This window comes from Desulfovibrio sp. X2 (assembly GCF_000422205.1).
Classification (GTDB): Bacteria; Desulfobacterota; Desulfovibrionia; order Desulfovibrionales; family Desulfovibrionaceae; genus Alkalidesulfovibrio.
Map to the genome: position 1 here is coordinate 169,007 of NZ_ATHV01000064.1, position 12,615 is coordinate 181,621.

Below are 12,615 nucleotides of genomic sequence, written 5' to 3' on the forward strand. Positions count from 1 at the left end.
GCCATGAGGCCGGACAGGAAAAGAAGAATGCGCGCGGACGCCGCGCAGAAGCTCACGCGACGGCGGGCTTGCCTCCCGAGGCGCCGGGAAGCGGCAGCCGCACGAGGAAGGTCGCGCCCTCGCCGGGATGGGAGCGCACCGAGATCTCGCCCCTCAGATCCATGACGATGCGCTGGCAGATGGACAGGCCGAGTCCGGTGCCCCTGCCCGGGTCCTTGGTCGAATAGAAGGGATCGAAGATGCGCGACTGGTTCTCCTCGGCAATGCCCACGCCGTGGTCCTCGACCTCCAGGCAGACGTGGTCCTCCTCTGCGTAGAGGCGCAGCCGGACCTCGCCTCCCCTGGCCTCCTCCGCGTCCAGGGCGTTGTCCAGGAGCACCCCCAGGATCTCCTCGATCTCGGCCGGCGCGATGCGAAGCCGCGGCAGGTCAGCCCGGATGTCCACGAACACGCGCACGCCGAGCTGCTCCGCCTTCTCCCCGAGCCCCAGGACGACGGTGCGCACGGCCTCGCCCAGGTCCACGTCCCGCTTGCGCGTGTCCAGCGCGCCGCAGTACTTGAGGAGCTTCAGGGTGATCTCCTTGCAGCGGAGCCCCTGGCGATGGATGAGCTCGGCGCTCTTCATGAGCTCGCCCGCGCTCCCGCAGCACGCGGCCCCCTCGTCCTCCAGCAGCTCCCTGATCCAGCCAGCCGTGGTGACCATGACGTTGACCGGATTGTTGATCTCGTGCGCCACGCCCCGCGCCAGCACGCCGAGCGAGGCGAGCTTGGCCGTCTCGAGCATGCGGCGGCTCTGTTCCAGCCCCGACTTGCGGGCCAGGGCCGTGCGGATGGCCTTGTCCAGGGCGGCGATGTCGACCGGCTTCAGCAGGTAGTCGGCGGCGCCCCCCTTCATGCCCGTCACCGCGGACTCCACGCTGCCCTGGCCGGTGAGCAGGAGGACCTGCATCTCCGGCCGGGCCGCAAGGAAGTCCTCCAGGAGATCGAGCCCGCTGCGCCCGGGGAGCATCACGTCGAGCACGAGCACGTCGTACGGCTCCTCGGCCACCCGCTCCAGGGCGGTCTCGCCGTCGTAGCACGCCTGGGCCAGGTAGCCGCGCAGCGCCAGGCGTTCCACCAGGGCGTCCACGAACTCCCGCTCGTCGTCCACGCACAGGACCCGTGCGGCCATGCGCTACTTCCCCCGCTTGTCCTTCAACCCCTCGTCGACCATCAGCTGCTCGGCGTCGTCGAAGTCGCCGGCCTGGGCGAAGGTCGCCGCGACCATCATGTCTTCCATGCGCTTGCGGTAGGCGTTCTTGATGCTGAAGACCAGGGCGTCGATGTCCACGGGCTTCTTGTGGTACTCGAAGGCGCCGATGCGCGTGGCCTCCTCCTTGTCCTTGTCCGTGCCGTGGCCGGTGAGGATGATGACCTGGATGTTCGGCCGGTCGCGCTTCACGCGGCGCAGGACCTCCATGCCGTCGATGCCGGGCATGCGCAGGTCGAGGACGATGACGTCGGGCGGCTCCTTGTCCAGGAAGGCCAGGGCCTCCTCGCCGGAAAGGGCCACGTTCGAGCCGAGATCGCGGATCTGCAGGCGCTCGGCCAGGGTCCTCACGAAGTTCTCTTCGTCGTCCACGAGCAAGAGCTTGATCTTCTTCATATGCCACTCCTTTTCAGTTGACGTCCGACCCGGCGGCGCGGCTCAGGCGCAGGGAAAGCAGACCCTGGCCGAGGCGCTCGTCTCGGGCTCGAACGTTATGTCCTTCTCGGTGCAGGCGAGCAGGGAAGCGGCCCAGCCGTCCCCGCCGTCCTCTCCCTTGGCCGGTGCGAAGCGGATGAAGCCCCGTCCACCCTCGGAAGAAATGCTCAGGCGCACGACGGCGCCGCCGGGCAGGTGCTCGAGGCAGCAGTCCAGCGCCCGCAGGATGGGCCCGGCAAGGCAGGAGGGCGGCACAGAGGCGCGCAGCCCGCGCGCTCCGGCGTCCTCCAGGACGAAGGAGATCTTCTTGCCCCGGGCCTTGCGCCGCACCATCGTGAGGAGCAGGCGCAGCAGCGGCGCGGGCTCCACGGTCCGGCACATGGCCTCGGCGCCGAAACGCTTGAGCGCCTCGGCGAGGTCGCTGCCCAGTCCCACCTGCTCCTGCACCACGCGGCAGACGTCCTTCAGGCGGGCGCGCCTGGCCTCGGGCAGGGAGGCCTCGAGGCCGAGCAGGTCGTCCATGAGCCCCGAGTTCTCCTTGATCACGGCCAGGGCGTTCAGCATGTCGTGCATGGCCATGGCGATCAGGCGGCCCATGAGGGCCTCGCCGTCGGCCGGGGCAGGGTCGTTTCCGGTGTAGCGTTCCGTCATCGCCCTACCCGCCCTTGCCCGCCTTCTCCATGGCCTCGGCGATCTTGCCGAGCAGCGCGTCAATGGAGAGCGGTTTCATCATGTAGTCGAAGGCCCCCTGGCGCATGCCCTCCATGCCGTCCTTGGTCGAGCCGTGGCCGGTGAGCAGGATGACCTGGATTTCCGGATGGCGGACCTTCACGGCGCGCAGCACGTCGAGCCCCTTCATGCCCGGCATGAGCACGTCCAGGACCACGACGTCGGGCGGCTCCTCCTCGACCAGGCGGAGCGCCTCCTCCCCGTCCAGGGCCACGCGCGGGGAGAGCCCCCGCAGGGTCAGGCGCTCGGCCAGGGTGCCGATGAAATCCTCCTCGTCGTCCACGAGGAGTATCTTCCAGTTTTCCTTTGGCTGGCTCATATGCGCGCTCCCTCGGGCGGGGTCTTGGGCAGGAAGAGGGTGAAGGTCGTGCCCTGTCCGACCTTGGAGAGCACGGAGATGTCCCCGCCCAGGCGCTTGACGATCCCGTAGGTGATCGACAGGCCGAGCCCCGTGCCGGAGCCCTTCTTGGTGGTGAAGAAGGGCTCGAAGATGTGGCGCTGCGTCTCCTCGGACATGCCGCAGCCGTCGTCCTTGATGGACACGCCCACGGTCTCGATGTCCTTCTCCCAGGTGGTCACGGAGATGGCCCCGCCCTCGTTGACCGCGGCGAAGGCGTTGTTCAGGATGTTCAGGAAGACCTGCTGCAGCTGGCCGCGGTCCGAGGCGATGTGCGGCAGGTTCTCGCCCAGGTGCAGCCCCAGGACCACGTTGCGGTAGCTCGCCTCGCGCTCGAGGAAGCTCGCGGTCTCGCGAATGATCTCGTTGACGTCCAGCGTCTCGATGGCCACGTCCATCTGCCGCGCGAAGCCGAGCATGCGGTGGGTGATGGTCCGGCAGCGGCCCACGGCCTTGATGATCGCGTCGATGAGGCCGAGGAAGCGCTCGCGGTCCGGATAGTCCTTGCGCATGGCCAGGATGTCCTGCATGAGCCCGGCCTTCTCGTTGATGATCGCCAGCGGGTTGTTGACCTCATGGGCCACGCCCGCGGCCAGGCGGCCGATGGAGGACAGCTTCTGGGAGTGCTCCACCTGGCGGAAGGCCAGCTCACGGCGCTCGTCGCTCTCGCGCAGCCGCTCCACGAGGCTCGCGGTGATGCGGTAGGCCACGGCCAGGATGAGGATCACGCCGATGACGAAGACCACGGCCATGTCCGTGCGCAGCGAATGCCAGGTGCGCATGATGTCGCTCCTCGGCTTCACGACCATGAGCACGTAGTCCGTGTCCGGGATGTAGACGTAGGCCAGGAAGAGGCTGCGGCCCGAGGGGTCGGTCATGGTGCGCACCGTGGGCTCGAGGCTTTGCGGCGGCATGTCGAAGGGCAGCGGGTCCAGGACCTTGCCGTAGAACTTGGAGACCGTCTGCAGGACGCCCGAGCGGTTGACCAGGAAGGCGTCGGCCTCGGGCTCGAGCCCCATGGAGGCGATCAGGCGGTCGAACTGGCCGGTGTCGATGGTCGCGCGCAGCACCCAGGAGGTGCCGTCGTCCGCGAGATGCTGCACGGCCACGATGAAGTGCGGAAACTTGCGGAAGCCGAGGAAGATGTCGCTTATGTAGCGGCCCTTGAACTGGACCTCGTTGAACCAGGGCTGGTCAGTGTAGTCGCGGCCCTTCAGGCTGTACGGCCCGGCATAGGTCACCTGCACGCCGCCCGAGCCGATCAGTCCGAGGTCCACGAAGCCCTCGAACTTGTCCTTCATGACCTGGAAGATGCGGTTCAGGTTGCGGTCGTTCGCAAGGTCCTGGAAGGAATAGGCCGCCGCGATGAAGCTGACCGTGGAGGTGCGCTCGGCCAGGAAGAGCTCGAAGGAGTTCTTGGTCTTGTTGAGCATGGCGCGCAGCGGCGCCTGCACCTCGCGGTCGAGCGTGGCGTGGTACTGCTGCAGGTTGATCATGGTCATGGCCAGCAGCGGGACCACGGAGACCACGACCATGAGCAGCACGATCCTGCGCCTGAGAACGCCGTAGCGGGTGGGGGAGACCACGGCGTCCACTTCGCCCGCAAGCGCCCTGCCGCCCTGAGGTGCCTTGATTTCCTGCGTCACGACGCATCCCCCCTCGCGTAGAGGATGTCCCCGGGGGCGAGCTCACCGGCGAAAAGCCTCGCGAGCACGGCCTCCACGGGCCCCATGACCTGGTCAATGACCTCCACCCGCTTCCAGCGCAGGTAGTGGTAGTATTCTTCCTCTATTCCGTTGACCACGACAAGCCCGACCTCGTGGCGCAGGATGAAGTCGCACAGGCCGTCGGCCGAGGCGTGGTCCAGGAGCACGGTGTCGCGTCCCCTCTCCTCGCCGTCGTCGCCGCGGCGCAGCAGGAGGAGCTCCAGGGCCTGGTCGAAGCGCGGGGCCACGGCGTCGCCGAGCAGCGGAACGAGCACGTTGTTCCTAGCCATTGCGCCGTCCCTCGCGGGGTTCAGCCTGGCCGCGCGGCCTGCGCCGGGCGATCTCGGCCTGCTCGAGGACGTGCATGGGCAGGTGCGCGGGCAGGATGCGGGATTCCTGGCAGACCATGACCGCGTACTCGACCACGTTCTTCAGCTCGCGCACGTTGCCGGGCCAGGGATAGGCCACGAGCACGCGCAGGGCCTTGGGGGAAAATCCGGCCACGTTCTTGTGGAAGACTCCGGCGTATGTCTCCAGGAAATGCTGCAGCAGGTACTCCACGTCACCCTCGCGCTCGCGAAGCGCGGGCAGGTGCAGGCGCACAGCGGCCAGGCGGTGCAGGAGATCCTGGCGCAGCCTTCCCTCGCGCACCAGCTCCTCGGGCACGCGGTGCGTGGCGGCCAGCAGGCGCACGTCCACGCGCACGGGCGACTGCGCGCCCACGGGAGTGATCAGCTTCTCGTCCAGGAGGCGCAGAAGCTTCGCCTGCTGGGCCACGGGCAGGTCGGCCAGCTCGGCCACGTAGATCGTGCCGCCCGAGGCGGCCTGGATGCGGCCCACGGAGTCGGACTCGGCCCAGGGAAAGGCCCCCTTGCAGTGGCCGAAGAGTTCGGAGTCGAGCAGCTCCTCGGGCATGGGGCTCGTGTTCAGCCGCACGAAGGCCTCGCGCGCCCGGGCCGAGTGGGCATGCAGCGCCTCGGCGGCCAGGTCCTTGCCCGTGCCCGTCTCGCCGGTGATGAGCACCGGGGCCTCGCTCTGGGCGATGACCGGCAGCACGTCGAAGATGCGCTCCATCTCGCGGGAGCGCCCGAGCAGACGGCCGCCGCCGTGGCCCGCGGCCGAGGCCAGGCTCTTCTCCAGGTCCTTGACCCGGCCGAGGTCCTCGATGAGGAGGAGACGCAGGCCCTTCCCCCCGCCCAGGCACAGCGAGGTGATGCCCACGGGCAGACGCCTGCGGGAGGCTGTCAGCACGTCGCTCTCGCGGCGCATCACGGATGCTTCGCCATGCACGGGGCAGTCGCGGCCGCACAGCCCGCTGCGCACCACCTGGGCGCAGGGGAGCCCTTCCGCCCGTTCGCGGGAGAGGCCGCACAGGGCTTCCATGCGCTTGTTCAGGAAGCGCACGCGGTGCTCGGCGTCCACGACCATGAGGGCGTGGGGGAAGAGGTCGAAGGCCTCGAGCAGGACCGGTCCGCTCAAAACCTCCGCAAGGTCGCCGTGGACCCCGGAAAGGGAGGCGCTCTCCGGGACGTTTCCGGCGACACTTCCTGCGATTCGCGTGGACATGGCGTCTTCTCCTCCACCTTCGGCAGCAGGGACGATTCGGACGCCGCCCGGCGTTCCGCCCTCTCGGGGACGGACCGGACGGGACCCTTTCCGCCTAGTGGCCCCCGCCGCTGACGATGCCCGAGGCGGCCAGCAGCAGGACCAGGACCTCGGCCGCGGCGATGGCCGCGAACACGGGCTGCTTCTGCTTCAGGTAGGCCGGAATGAGCGGCACGAAACATATGATGGTCATGCCCGCGAGGATGGCGATGCCGACGAAGTTCAGGAAGTCGCCCGAGCCGACGAGGCTGACCCAGCCCCAGCCCTGGGGCACCTGCCCGACCTCGAGGTAGTTGTGCACCGGCGTGCGCCAGAGCTTGATCAGCTCCTCCAGCGGCACGTGGGGCGCGAGGATGCCGAAGACGTAGACGAGATAGGTCACGAGCATGATGGCCAAAGAGGCCCAGGCTCCGTAGAAGAGCATGTTGGCGTACTTGATCTGCTCGGGCGAAGTCTTGGAAGACATGGCGTTCTCCTTAGCGCGTGCGCGAATCGTTTCGTTCTGGAACACTGCCGACTGCGACAGCTAGATGCCGAGCCCCTTGAGGAAGGCCTTGCCGCCGGCCAGCAGCAGCACGCCGATGACCATGTAGCGGATGAACTTGGGCTTGGCCTTGGCCAGCAGGCGCACGCCGACGAAGGAGCCGAGCATCAGGCCGATGATCGAGGGAATGGCCATCAGCGGGATGACGCAGCCGTTGTTCAGGTAGACCCAGGCGGCCGAGGTGTCGGTGATGGAGAGCAGGAACTTGGAGGTGCCCACGGCGACCTTGAGCGGCGCGCCCATGAGCAGATTGAGCACGGGCACGTTGGCCCAGCCGGCGCCCAGGCCGAACATGCCGGCCATGATGCCGATGATGATGAAGAGCAGGAGGCCCGGCAGGGTGCGATGGGTCTTCCACTCGATGTCCTCGCCCGTGCCCTCGTCGCGGTAGAAGCCGTTCATGCCGAGCGCGAGGCCCACGGCATCCTGCGTGGTGACCACGGGGCGCGTGACGTTCTTGGAGAGCAGCAGCAGGCCGCAGATGAAGAGGATGGTGCCGCCCAGGCAGAGCTGGACCACGTTGGTGGGCAGGGCCAGGCCCATGAAGGCGCCGACGATGGCGCAGGCCGAGGCGATGAGGGCCACGGGCAGGGCCAGGCGCAGGCTGGCGAGATTTCGCCGCAAGAGGCCCGGACCGGCGGCCAGGGCTCCGGCCAGCGCGACCAGGAGGCCGGCGCCGCGCACGTAGTCCAGGTGGAAGGGGAAGAAGCCGCTGACGAGCGGCACGTAGAGCACGCCGCCTCCCACGCCCGCGAGCACGGCGATGATGCCGAGCACGAAGCAGAAGACGGAGAGCACCGCGGGCCAGAACCACCAGGGCTTAAGCGCGATGGCCTGTTCCGTGGCGGCCTGGGCCGCCTGCCCGGCCGCGTCGGTGGAGGCGTGGGCCAGGTGGGGAAGGAAGACCGCCAGGGCCGCCACACCCAGAAGCATGGCGGCGACAGTCGCCGTTGTTGCCGATCCGCTCGTCAGTTTCATTGCAGTCGCACTCCCTCAAGAAGATGTTTAGTCGGTTCCGCGGCCCTGCCGTGAGCCGCCCCTCCCGTGTGCGCGGCCCCCGGCTGCGGTGGCCGGTGTTCGCCTTGTTCCAATAAGAACAAACAAAACCCGTACCAACATAAACTCTGCTGAAATAATTGATGTTTCTAAAACAGATCAAAATGGTTAGCGGCAAATTATTGCCGCTGATCGGCAAATTCTTGCCGCGTACCGCGAGTCATGCTAGATTCGGTAACAACGCACGGATGAACCCCTCCCCGGAGGGCAGCCCGACGAGTCCTTGAAATCGCCCGCGCGGCCGCGAGGAATGCGGCCAAACGGCCTCAAGGCGGGCGAAAGGCGCATCCGGCAAAGGATCTGCCCATGACCACCCTGATGCGTGATCACAAGGACCGCAGCGGCAAAAATTTGCCGCTCGACTTGGACGACGACGCCCTCTCCGACCTGCTGCCGGGCGGCACGTCATTCCTCTTCAGGTCCGTGAACATGCGGGCGCTTCGCCGCGTGGCCGCCCAGGTGGCGGCCTCGGACGCGCCGGTGCTCATCGTCGGCGAGTCCGGCACCGGCAAGGAGCTCTTCGCCCGGCTCATCCACACCCTGTCCGGCAGGCGCAACAAGCCGTACGTGCCGGTCAACTGCGGCGTGCTCAAGGGCGAGCTCTTCGCGGACAAGTTCTTCGGCCACGAGCCCGGGGCCTTCACCGGCGCCAACCGGCTGCAGAAGGGCAGCTTCGAGCTGGCCGAGGACGGCACCCTCTTTCTCGACGAGGTGGGCGAGATCCCGCCACAGAACCAGGTGGACTTCCTGCGCGTGCTCGAGGAGAAGCGCTTCAAGCGGCTGGGCGGCGAGAAGGACATCGCATTCCGCGCGCGCATCGTGGCGGCGACGAACCGCCGCCTGCAGGACATGGTGCGCGACGGCACGTTCCGCGCGGACCTCTTCTACCGCCTGAACGTCATCCCCATCTCCGTGCCACCCCTGCGCGAACGGCGCGAGGAGATCGCGCCGCTCGCCGAGCATTTCATGGAGGTCTTCGGCCACCGCTACCACAAGAAGGATCTGATCCTGTCCGAGGACACCAAGAAGGTCCTCTACAACTACTCCTGGCCGGGCAACGTGCGCGAGCTCAAGAACCTCATCGAGCGCATCGTGCTCATGGCCGAGAGCGGGGTCGTGCGGCCCACGGACCTGCCGCTCGAGATGGACATGGAGGTCGCGGCCTCGGCCCTGGCCGACGGCCCGGCCAGCCTCTCCCTGGATGCAGCGGTCAAGGAGGCCGAGATAAGAGCCATCCGCCGCGCCTTCAAGGCCGCCGGGGGCAACAAGACCGAGACCGCGCGGCTGTTGCAGATCAGCCCGCGCACCCTGCGCCACAAGGTCAGCGCGTACGGGCTGAGGCTTTAGCGACGCCCGGCGACGGCCGGGAACGGAGGGAGGGGGGAGATGCAGGGAGTGCGCATCCTACTCGTGGACGACGAGCCGGAGTTCGTGGAGGTGGTGGGCAAGCGCCTTGCCCGGCGCGGGGCGGACGTGCGACGTGCCACCAGCGGCGGGGATGCCCTGGCCGAGGCGGCGCGCGAGGCGCCCGACGTGGCCGTCGTGGACCTGCGCATGCCGGGCATGGACGGGCTCGCGGTGCTGCGCGGGCTGCGCGCGGCGCACCCGGGGCTGCCGGTGATCCTGCTCACGGGCGACGCCTCGGACGGCATGGCGGCGGAGGGCAAGAAGCTCGGCGCGGCCGCCTGCCTGGTCAAGCCCGTCACCCTGGAGGAGCTGGCAGACGCCGTTCGCGCGGCCCGCGGAGGGGCGAAGGCCGGTCAGCCCACGGAGTGATTCCGGGTCATTCGCCCTGCCATCCGTTGGCCCGCAGCCGACTGTTCCCCTCTTCGTCATCGCAGCGCAGGGCCGCGCGGTCGAGCGCGGCCGAGGCCTTGGCGCCGAAGGCCTGGAAATCGAACGGCTTCGGCAGACAGTCGTCCGCCTCCACCTCGAGCAGGCAGCGCTCGCCCGGGGGCACAGGCCCCGCGTGCAGCACGAGGATGGCCATGCACCCCACGGGGTCCGGCTCTTCACGAATGGCACGGATGAGATCGGCCCCGGAGAGGCCCGCGAGGAGCATCTCCGTGACCAGGAGGTCGAAGTTTCCCGTCAGCGCGAGCTCCAGGGCTTCCTGCCCGGTGGCGACGCACCGTGCCCTTGCCCCCCAGCGCTCGACGAGAATCCGCGAAATGACGGCGTTGGCCGAATCGCTGTCCGCGATGAGAATGTTCTTTCCTTGAAGCATGCTGGCTCCGTCAGCAGTTCGCTGCCGGGCGCTGCGCGAATGCGGGAATCCCATGGGGGGAAGCTCGGGTTCCGGAACATTCGCGCGAAGGCCTCGGCAGTTTGCCCGCATGCGCGGGCACGGCGAGCTGTTCGCCCTGCTCTTCTGTCCTACTAGGCAGCGGCGAAATGGAAGTCAATATTTTTCAGACTGGGATGGTATATTAACTCATCGCTCGACACACCTTCCGCCGGGCGGCCAGGGGATGGCCGCGCGCGGACCGGCACCATGCACCGGCAAAGGAAAACCTGCAGCGGCGAACTTTCTCGCCTGCAACGGGCACGTCCTGAACGAAGGGGGAATGGAAGAGGAAATGCATAAAAAAACGGGCCGTGCCCCCGGCCTGGGGGAACGGCCCGTAGTACTTTCGTGGTGGGCTACCGGTGACTCGAACACCGAACCAACTGATTAAGAGTCAGCTGCTCTACCTATTGAGCTAGTAGCCCGTCGCCAAACGCGAGAGACGTATCTAGAGAGACGCGGCTCATTTGTCAAGCGCAATTGAGAGAAAAGTTGCGAATTGTTTTTCGAGCCAGCATTTACGGGGGTTCCCGCTTCTGCTAATCTTCGCGTCAGACCGTGCCGTGCGGCCTCCAGCGGGCGCCCGGCGCTTCCAAGGAACGAAAATGCCCCGCACTCCGCACGCATCCGTCTTCCGCACCCTTCTCATCACCATCCTCCTGCTCCTGGGAATCCGGGCCGCACCGGCAGGCGCGCAGACCCTGCTGCAGCCTCCGGCAGGCGCGGCCGACAAGAACCCCGTGCGCGTGGAGACGGCCTACTACGCCCTCCCGGCGGCCGGGACTCCCGGCCGGGGCCATTTCCCGGCGGGGGCATCCGGGCTGCTCGTGGTCACCCTGACCCCGGAGAAGGACTGGTACTTCTACGCCAACGATCCCGGCCCCCTCGGACAGCCCACGCGCATCGCCGCGGCCACCGCAGCGGGTCCGCTGCCTTTCGCCACGCTCTACCCCGAGGGCCGCGGCAAGCCCGATCCCTTCGGCTCGGGCCAGACCGTGCGCGTCCACGAGAAGGCCACGCGCTTCTTCATCCCCCTGCCCGCGGGCATGACGGAACCCGTGCGCCTCACGATCTCCATGCTCATGTGCTCGCACACGCGCTGCCTGCCACTCTCGTTCACGCAGAGCGTGGCGCCCTCCCCTGCCCGGCCCGAGCCCGCAACGGCCCAGCCCTGGTGGAAGGATGCTCTTTCCGCGAAGCCGGGAACCGCACCCGCCTCCGGCACGACATCACTGGAAGGCACGACTGGCCCGGTCCCCGTCGGGGCGACCCCGGGGGCAGGAGGAGCCAAGCTCGGCCCCACGCCCTACTCCCCGCGATTCATCGAGCCGGTCATGGAGGTCACGGGGCTCTTCAAGGCCGCGCTGCTGGCCTTCCTGGCGGGCCTCGTGCTGAACCTCATGCCCTGCGTCCTGCCCGTGGCCAGCCTGAAGCTCAAGGGGCTGCTCTCCGGCTGCACGCGCGAGAGCCACCCGAACCCGGTGCGCTGCTTCCGCACCTTCAACCTCTACTTCGCCCTGGGCGTGATCACCTACTTCCTCTTCCTGGCCGGACTGCTGGCCTCGCTCGACCTGGCCTGGGGGCAGATCTTCCAGAACCCGCGCACGGTCCTGGCCCTGGTGGTCATCGTCTTCGCTCTCTCCCTCTCGCTCTTCGGCGTCTTCACCCTGCCGATAGTGGACCTCAAGGCCCCGGCGGGCGGCGGGCCGCAGTCGCGCGCCTCGTCCTTCTTCGCGGGCTGCCTGGCCACGCTCCTGGCCACGCCCTGCTCCGGCCCCTTCCTCGGCGGCGTGCTGGCCTGGACGCTCATGCAGCCGACGCAGGTCGTGGCCGTCGTCTTCGCCTGCATCGGCCTGGGCATGGCCTCGCCCTATCTCCTCATGTGCGCCAGGCCGCACATGCTCTTCATCTTCAACCTGCCCGGCCGCTGGACCCTGTTCGTGGAGAAGCTGGCCGGATTCTTCCTGGCCGGAACGGCGGTCTACCTCCTGGGAACCTTGCCCGCATGGTCGCTCGAGCGCGCCGTCATCCTGCTTCTGATCACGGCCTTCGCGGCCTGGATGTGGGGAAGCTGGACCTCGCTCTCCCATCCCCTGCGCCACAGGATCTCCGTGCGGCTGGCCGCCGTGGCCCTGGTCGCCGCGGCCTGGGTCTGGGCCGCCCATCCGCCCGTTCCGGACGCGGGCTGGCAGCGCTACGAGCCCGCCGCCTTCGAGCAGATGCTGGGCAAGGAGCCCATGCTCGTGGACTTCACGGCGGACTGGTGCCCGAACTGCAAGTTCCTGGAATTGACGGTGCTGACCGAGGAGAACATGGCGCGCTGGAAGCGGCTCTACGGCCTGCGCTTCGTGAAGGTGGACCTGACGCGCTCCGACCCGGCCGCTGAGGCGCTGCTGGAAGCCATGGACAGCCGCTCCATCCCGGTGGTCGCGCTCTTTCCCGCGAGCGGGCAGGCGCGCTCGCCCCTGGTGCTGCGCGACTTGTTCACATCGGCCACGCTGGAAAAGGCCCTAGAGAAGGAATTCGCGCGGCGCCCCGAAACGACCGAGGCGCCCGCAAAGATGCACTCAGGGGTGCAGCCGGGGACGCAGCCCGCGGCGCAGTAGG

Annotated in this window: 13 protein-coding genes and 1 tRNA gene; 3 read left to right on the plus strand and 11 right to left on the minus strand. The window is 68.1% G+C overall.

The annotated features are described in order from the left end of the window. Positions 1 to 52: 52 nt before the first annotated feature. From DSX2_RS14865 to DSX2_RS14905, 9 genes are all read right to left on the minus strand, one after another. A complete protein-coding gene (locus DSX2_RS14865) occupies positions 53 to 1,171 on the minus strand; it encodes a sensor histidine kinase (RefSeq protein ID WP_020881819.1) in 1,119 nt (372 codons plus the stop codon). Between the two features lie 3 nt (positions 1,172 to 1,174). After that, entirely contained in the window at positions 1,175 to 1,645 is a 471-nt protein-coding gene (locus DSX2_RS14870) for a response regulator (protein WP_020881820.1), read from the minus strand. Positions 1,646 to 1,687: 42 nt separating this feature from the next. Beyond that, positions 1,688 to 2,335, minus strand: a complete 648-nt coding sequence (locus DSX2_RS14875) for a HAMP domain-containing histidine kinase (protein WP_020881821.1) — start codon at positions 2,333 to 2,335, stop codon at positions 1,688 to 1,690. 4 nt (positions 2,336 to 2,339) lie between these two features. After that, complete coding sequence (locus DSX2_RS14880) at positions 2,340 to 2,732, minus strand: response regulator (RefSeq protein ID WP_020881822.1); 393 nt, start codon at positions 2,730 to 2,732, stop codon at positions 2,340 to 2,342. Then, the gene (locus DSX2_RS14885; protein ID WP_020881823.1) at positions 2,729 to 4,456 is read right to left on the minus strand and encodes a PAS domain-containing sensor histidine kinase; all 1,728 of its coding nucleotides are present in this window, start codon (positions 4,454 to 4,456) and stop codon (positions 2,729 to 2,731) included. The genes DSX2_RS14880 and DSX2_RS14885 overlap by 4 nt, the downstream gene beginning before the upstream one ends. Next, complete coding sequence (locus tag DSX2_RS14890; protein WP_020881824.1) at positions 4,453 to 4,806, minus strand: hypothetical protein; 354 nt, start codon at positions 4,804 to 4,806, stop codon at positions 4,453 to 4,455. The genes DSX2_RS14885 and DSX2_RS14890 overlap by 4 nt, the downstream gene beginning before the upstream one ends. Beyond that, a complete protein-coding gene (locus DSX2_RS14895; RefSeq protein ID WP_020881825.1) occupies positions 4,799 to 6,082 on the minus strand; it encodes a sigma 54-interacting transcriptional regulator in 1,284 nt (427 codons plus the stop codon). Before DSX2_RS14895 ends, DSX2_RS14890 begins: the two co-directional genes overlap by 8 nt. A 94-nt stretch (positions 6,083 to 6,176) precedes the next feature. After that, positions 6,177 to 6,587: a hypothetical protein gene (locus DSX2_RS14900; protein WP_020881826.1), complete on the minus strand. Its 411-nt coding sequence runs from the start codon at positions 6,585 to 6,587 to the stop codon at positions 6,177 to 6,179. Between the two features lie 60 nt (positions 6,588 to 6,647). Beyond that, the gene (locus DSX2_RS14905; protein WP_020881827.1) at positions 6,648 to 7,643 is read right to left on the minus strand and encodes a sulfite exporter TauE/SafE family protein; all 996 of its coding nucleotides are present in this window, start codon (positions 7,641 to 7,643) and stop codon (positions 6,648 to 6,650) included. Between the two features lie 384 nt (positions 7,644 to 8,027). Between DSX2_RS14905 and DSX2_RS14910 the strand changes: the two genes are divergently transcribed. Both DSX2_RS14910 and DSX2_RS14915 read left to right on the plus strand, forming a co-directional pair. Then, positions 8,028 to 9,068, plus strand: a complete 1,041-nt coding sequence (locus DSX2_RS14910; protein WP_020881828.1) for a sigma-54-dependent Fis family transcriptional regulator — start codon at positions 8,028 to 8,030, stop codon at positions 9,066 to 9,068. A 39-nt stretch (positions 9,069 to 9,107) separates the two neighbouring features. After that, complete coding sequence (locus DSX2_RS14915; protein WP_020881829.1) at positions 9,108 to 9,497, plus strand: response regulator; 390 nt, start codon at positions 9,108 to 9,110, stop codon at positions 9,495 to 9,497. A gap of 7 nt (positions 9,498 to 9,504) precedes the next feature. Here the strand turns inward: DSX2_RS14915 and DSX2_RS14920 are convergent, their stop codons facing one another. Beyond that, positions 9,505 to 9,948 carry a response regulator gene (locus tag DSX2_RS14920; protein WP_020881830.1) on the minus strand — a complete coding sequence of 148 codons (444 nt, stop codon included), beginning with the start codon at positions 9,946 to 9,948 and terminating at the stop codon, positions 9,505 to 9,507. A 409-nt stretch (positions 9,949 to 10,357) separates the two neighbouring features. Continuing rightward, positions 10,358 to 10,433 (minus strand) — tRNA-Lys (locus tag DSX2_RS14925). Positions 10,434 to 10,613: 180 nt separating this feature from the next. Between DSX2_RS14925 and DSX2_RS14930 the strand changes: the two genes are divergently transcribed. Continuing rightward, on the plus strand, positions 10,614 to 12,614 hold the full coding sequence (locus DSX2_RS14930) for a cytochrome c biogenesis protein CcdA (RefSeq protein WP_020881831.1): 2,001 nt from the start codon (positions 10,614 to 10,616) through the stop codon (positions 12,612 to 12,614). Position 12,615 lies beyond the last annotated feature (1 nt).

Excerpts from the sequence above, each read along its gene's own strand:
- DSX2_RS14905 (WP_020881827.1), bottom strand. The coding sequence starts at position 7,643 with ATGAAACTGACGAGCGGATCGGCAACAACGGCGACTGTCGCCGCCATG.
- DSX2_RS14930 (WP_020881831.1), top strand. The coding sequence starts at position 10,614 with ATGCCCCGCACTCCGCACGCATCCGTCTTCCGCACCCTTCTCATCACC.
- DSX2_RS14875 (WP_020881821.1), bottom strand. The coding sequence starts at position 2,335 with ATGACGGAACGCTACACCGGAAACGACCCTGCCCCGGCCGACGGCGAG.
- DSX2_RS14890 (WP_020881824.1), bottom strand. The coding sequence starts at position 4,806 with ATGGCTAGGAACAACGTGCTCGTTCCGCTGCTCGGCGACGCCGTGGCC.
- DSX2_RS14895 (WP_020881825.1), bottom strand. The coding sequence starts at position 6,082 with ATGTCCACGCGAATCGCAGGAAGTGTCGCCGGAAACGTCCCGGAGAGC.
- DSX2_RS14910 (WP_020881828.1), top strand. The coding sequence starts at position 8,028 with ATGACCACCCTGATGCGTGATCACAAGGACCGCAGCGGCAAAAATTTG.
- DSX2_RS14915 (WP_020881829.1), top strand. The coding sequence starts at position 9,108 with ATGCAGGGAGTGCGCATCCTACTCGTGGACGACGAGCCGGAGTTCGTG.
- DSX2_RS14920 (WP_020881830.1), bottom strand. The coding sequence starts at position 9,948 with ATGCTTCAAGGAAAGAACATTCTCATCGCGGACAGCGATTCGGCCAAC.
- DSX2_RS14865 (WP_020881819.1), bottom strand. The coding sequence starts at position 1,171 with ATGGCCGCACGGGTCCTGTGCGTGGACGACGAGCGGGAGTTCGTGGAC.
- DSX2_RS14900 (WP_020881826.1), bottom strand. The coding sequence starts at position 6,587 with ATGTCTTCCAAGACTTCGCCCGAGCAGATCAAGTACGCCAACATGCTC.
- DSX2_RS14870 (WP_020881820.1), bottom strand. The coding sequence starts at position 1,645 with ATGAAGAAGATCAAGCTCTTGCTCGTGGACGACGAAGAGAACTTCGTG.
- DSX2_RS14880 (WP_020881822.1), bottom strand. The coding sequence starts at position 2,732 with ATGAGCCAGCCAAAGGAAAACTGGAAGATACTCCTCGTGGACGACGAG.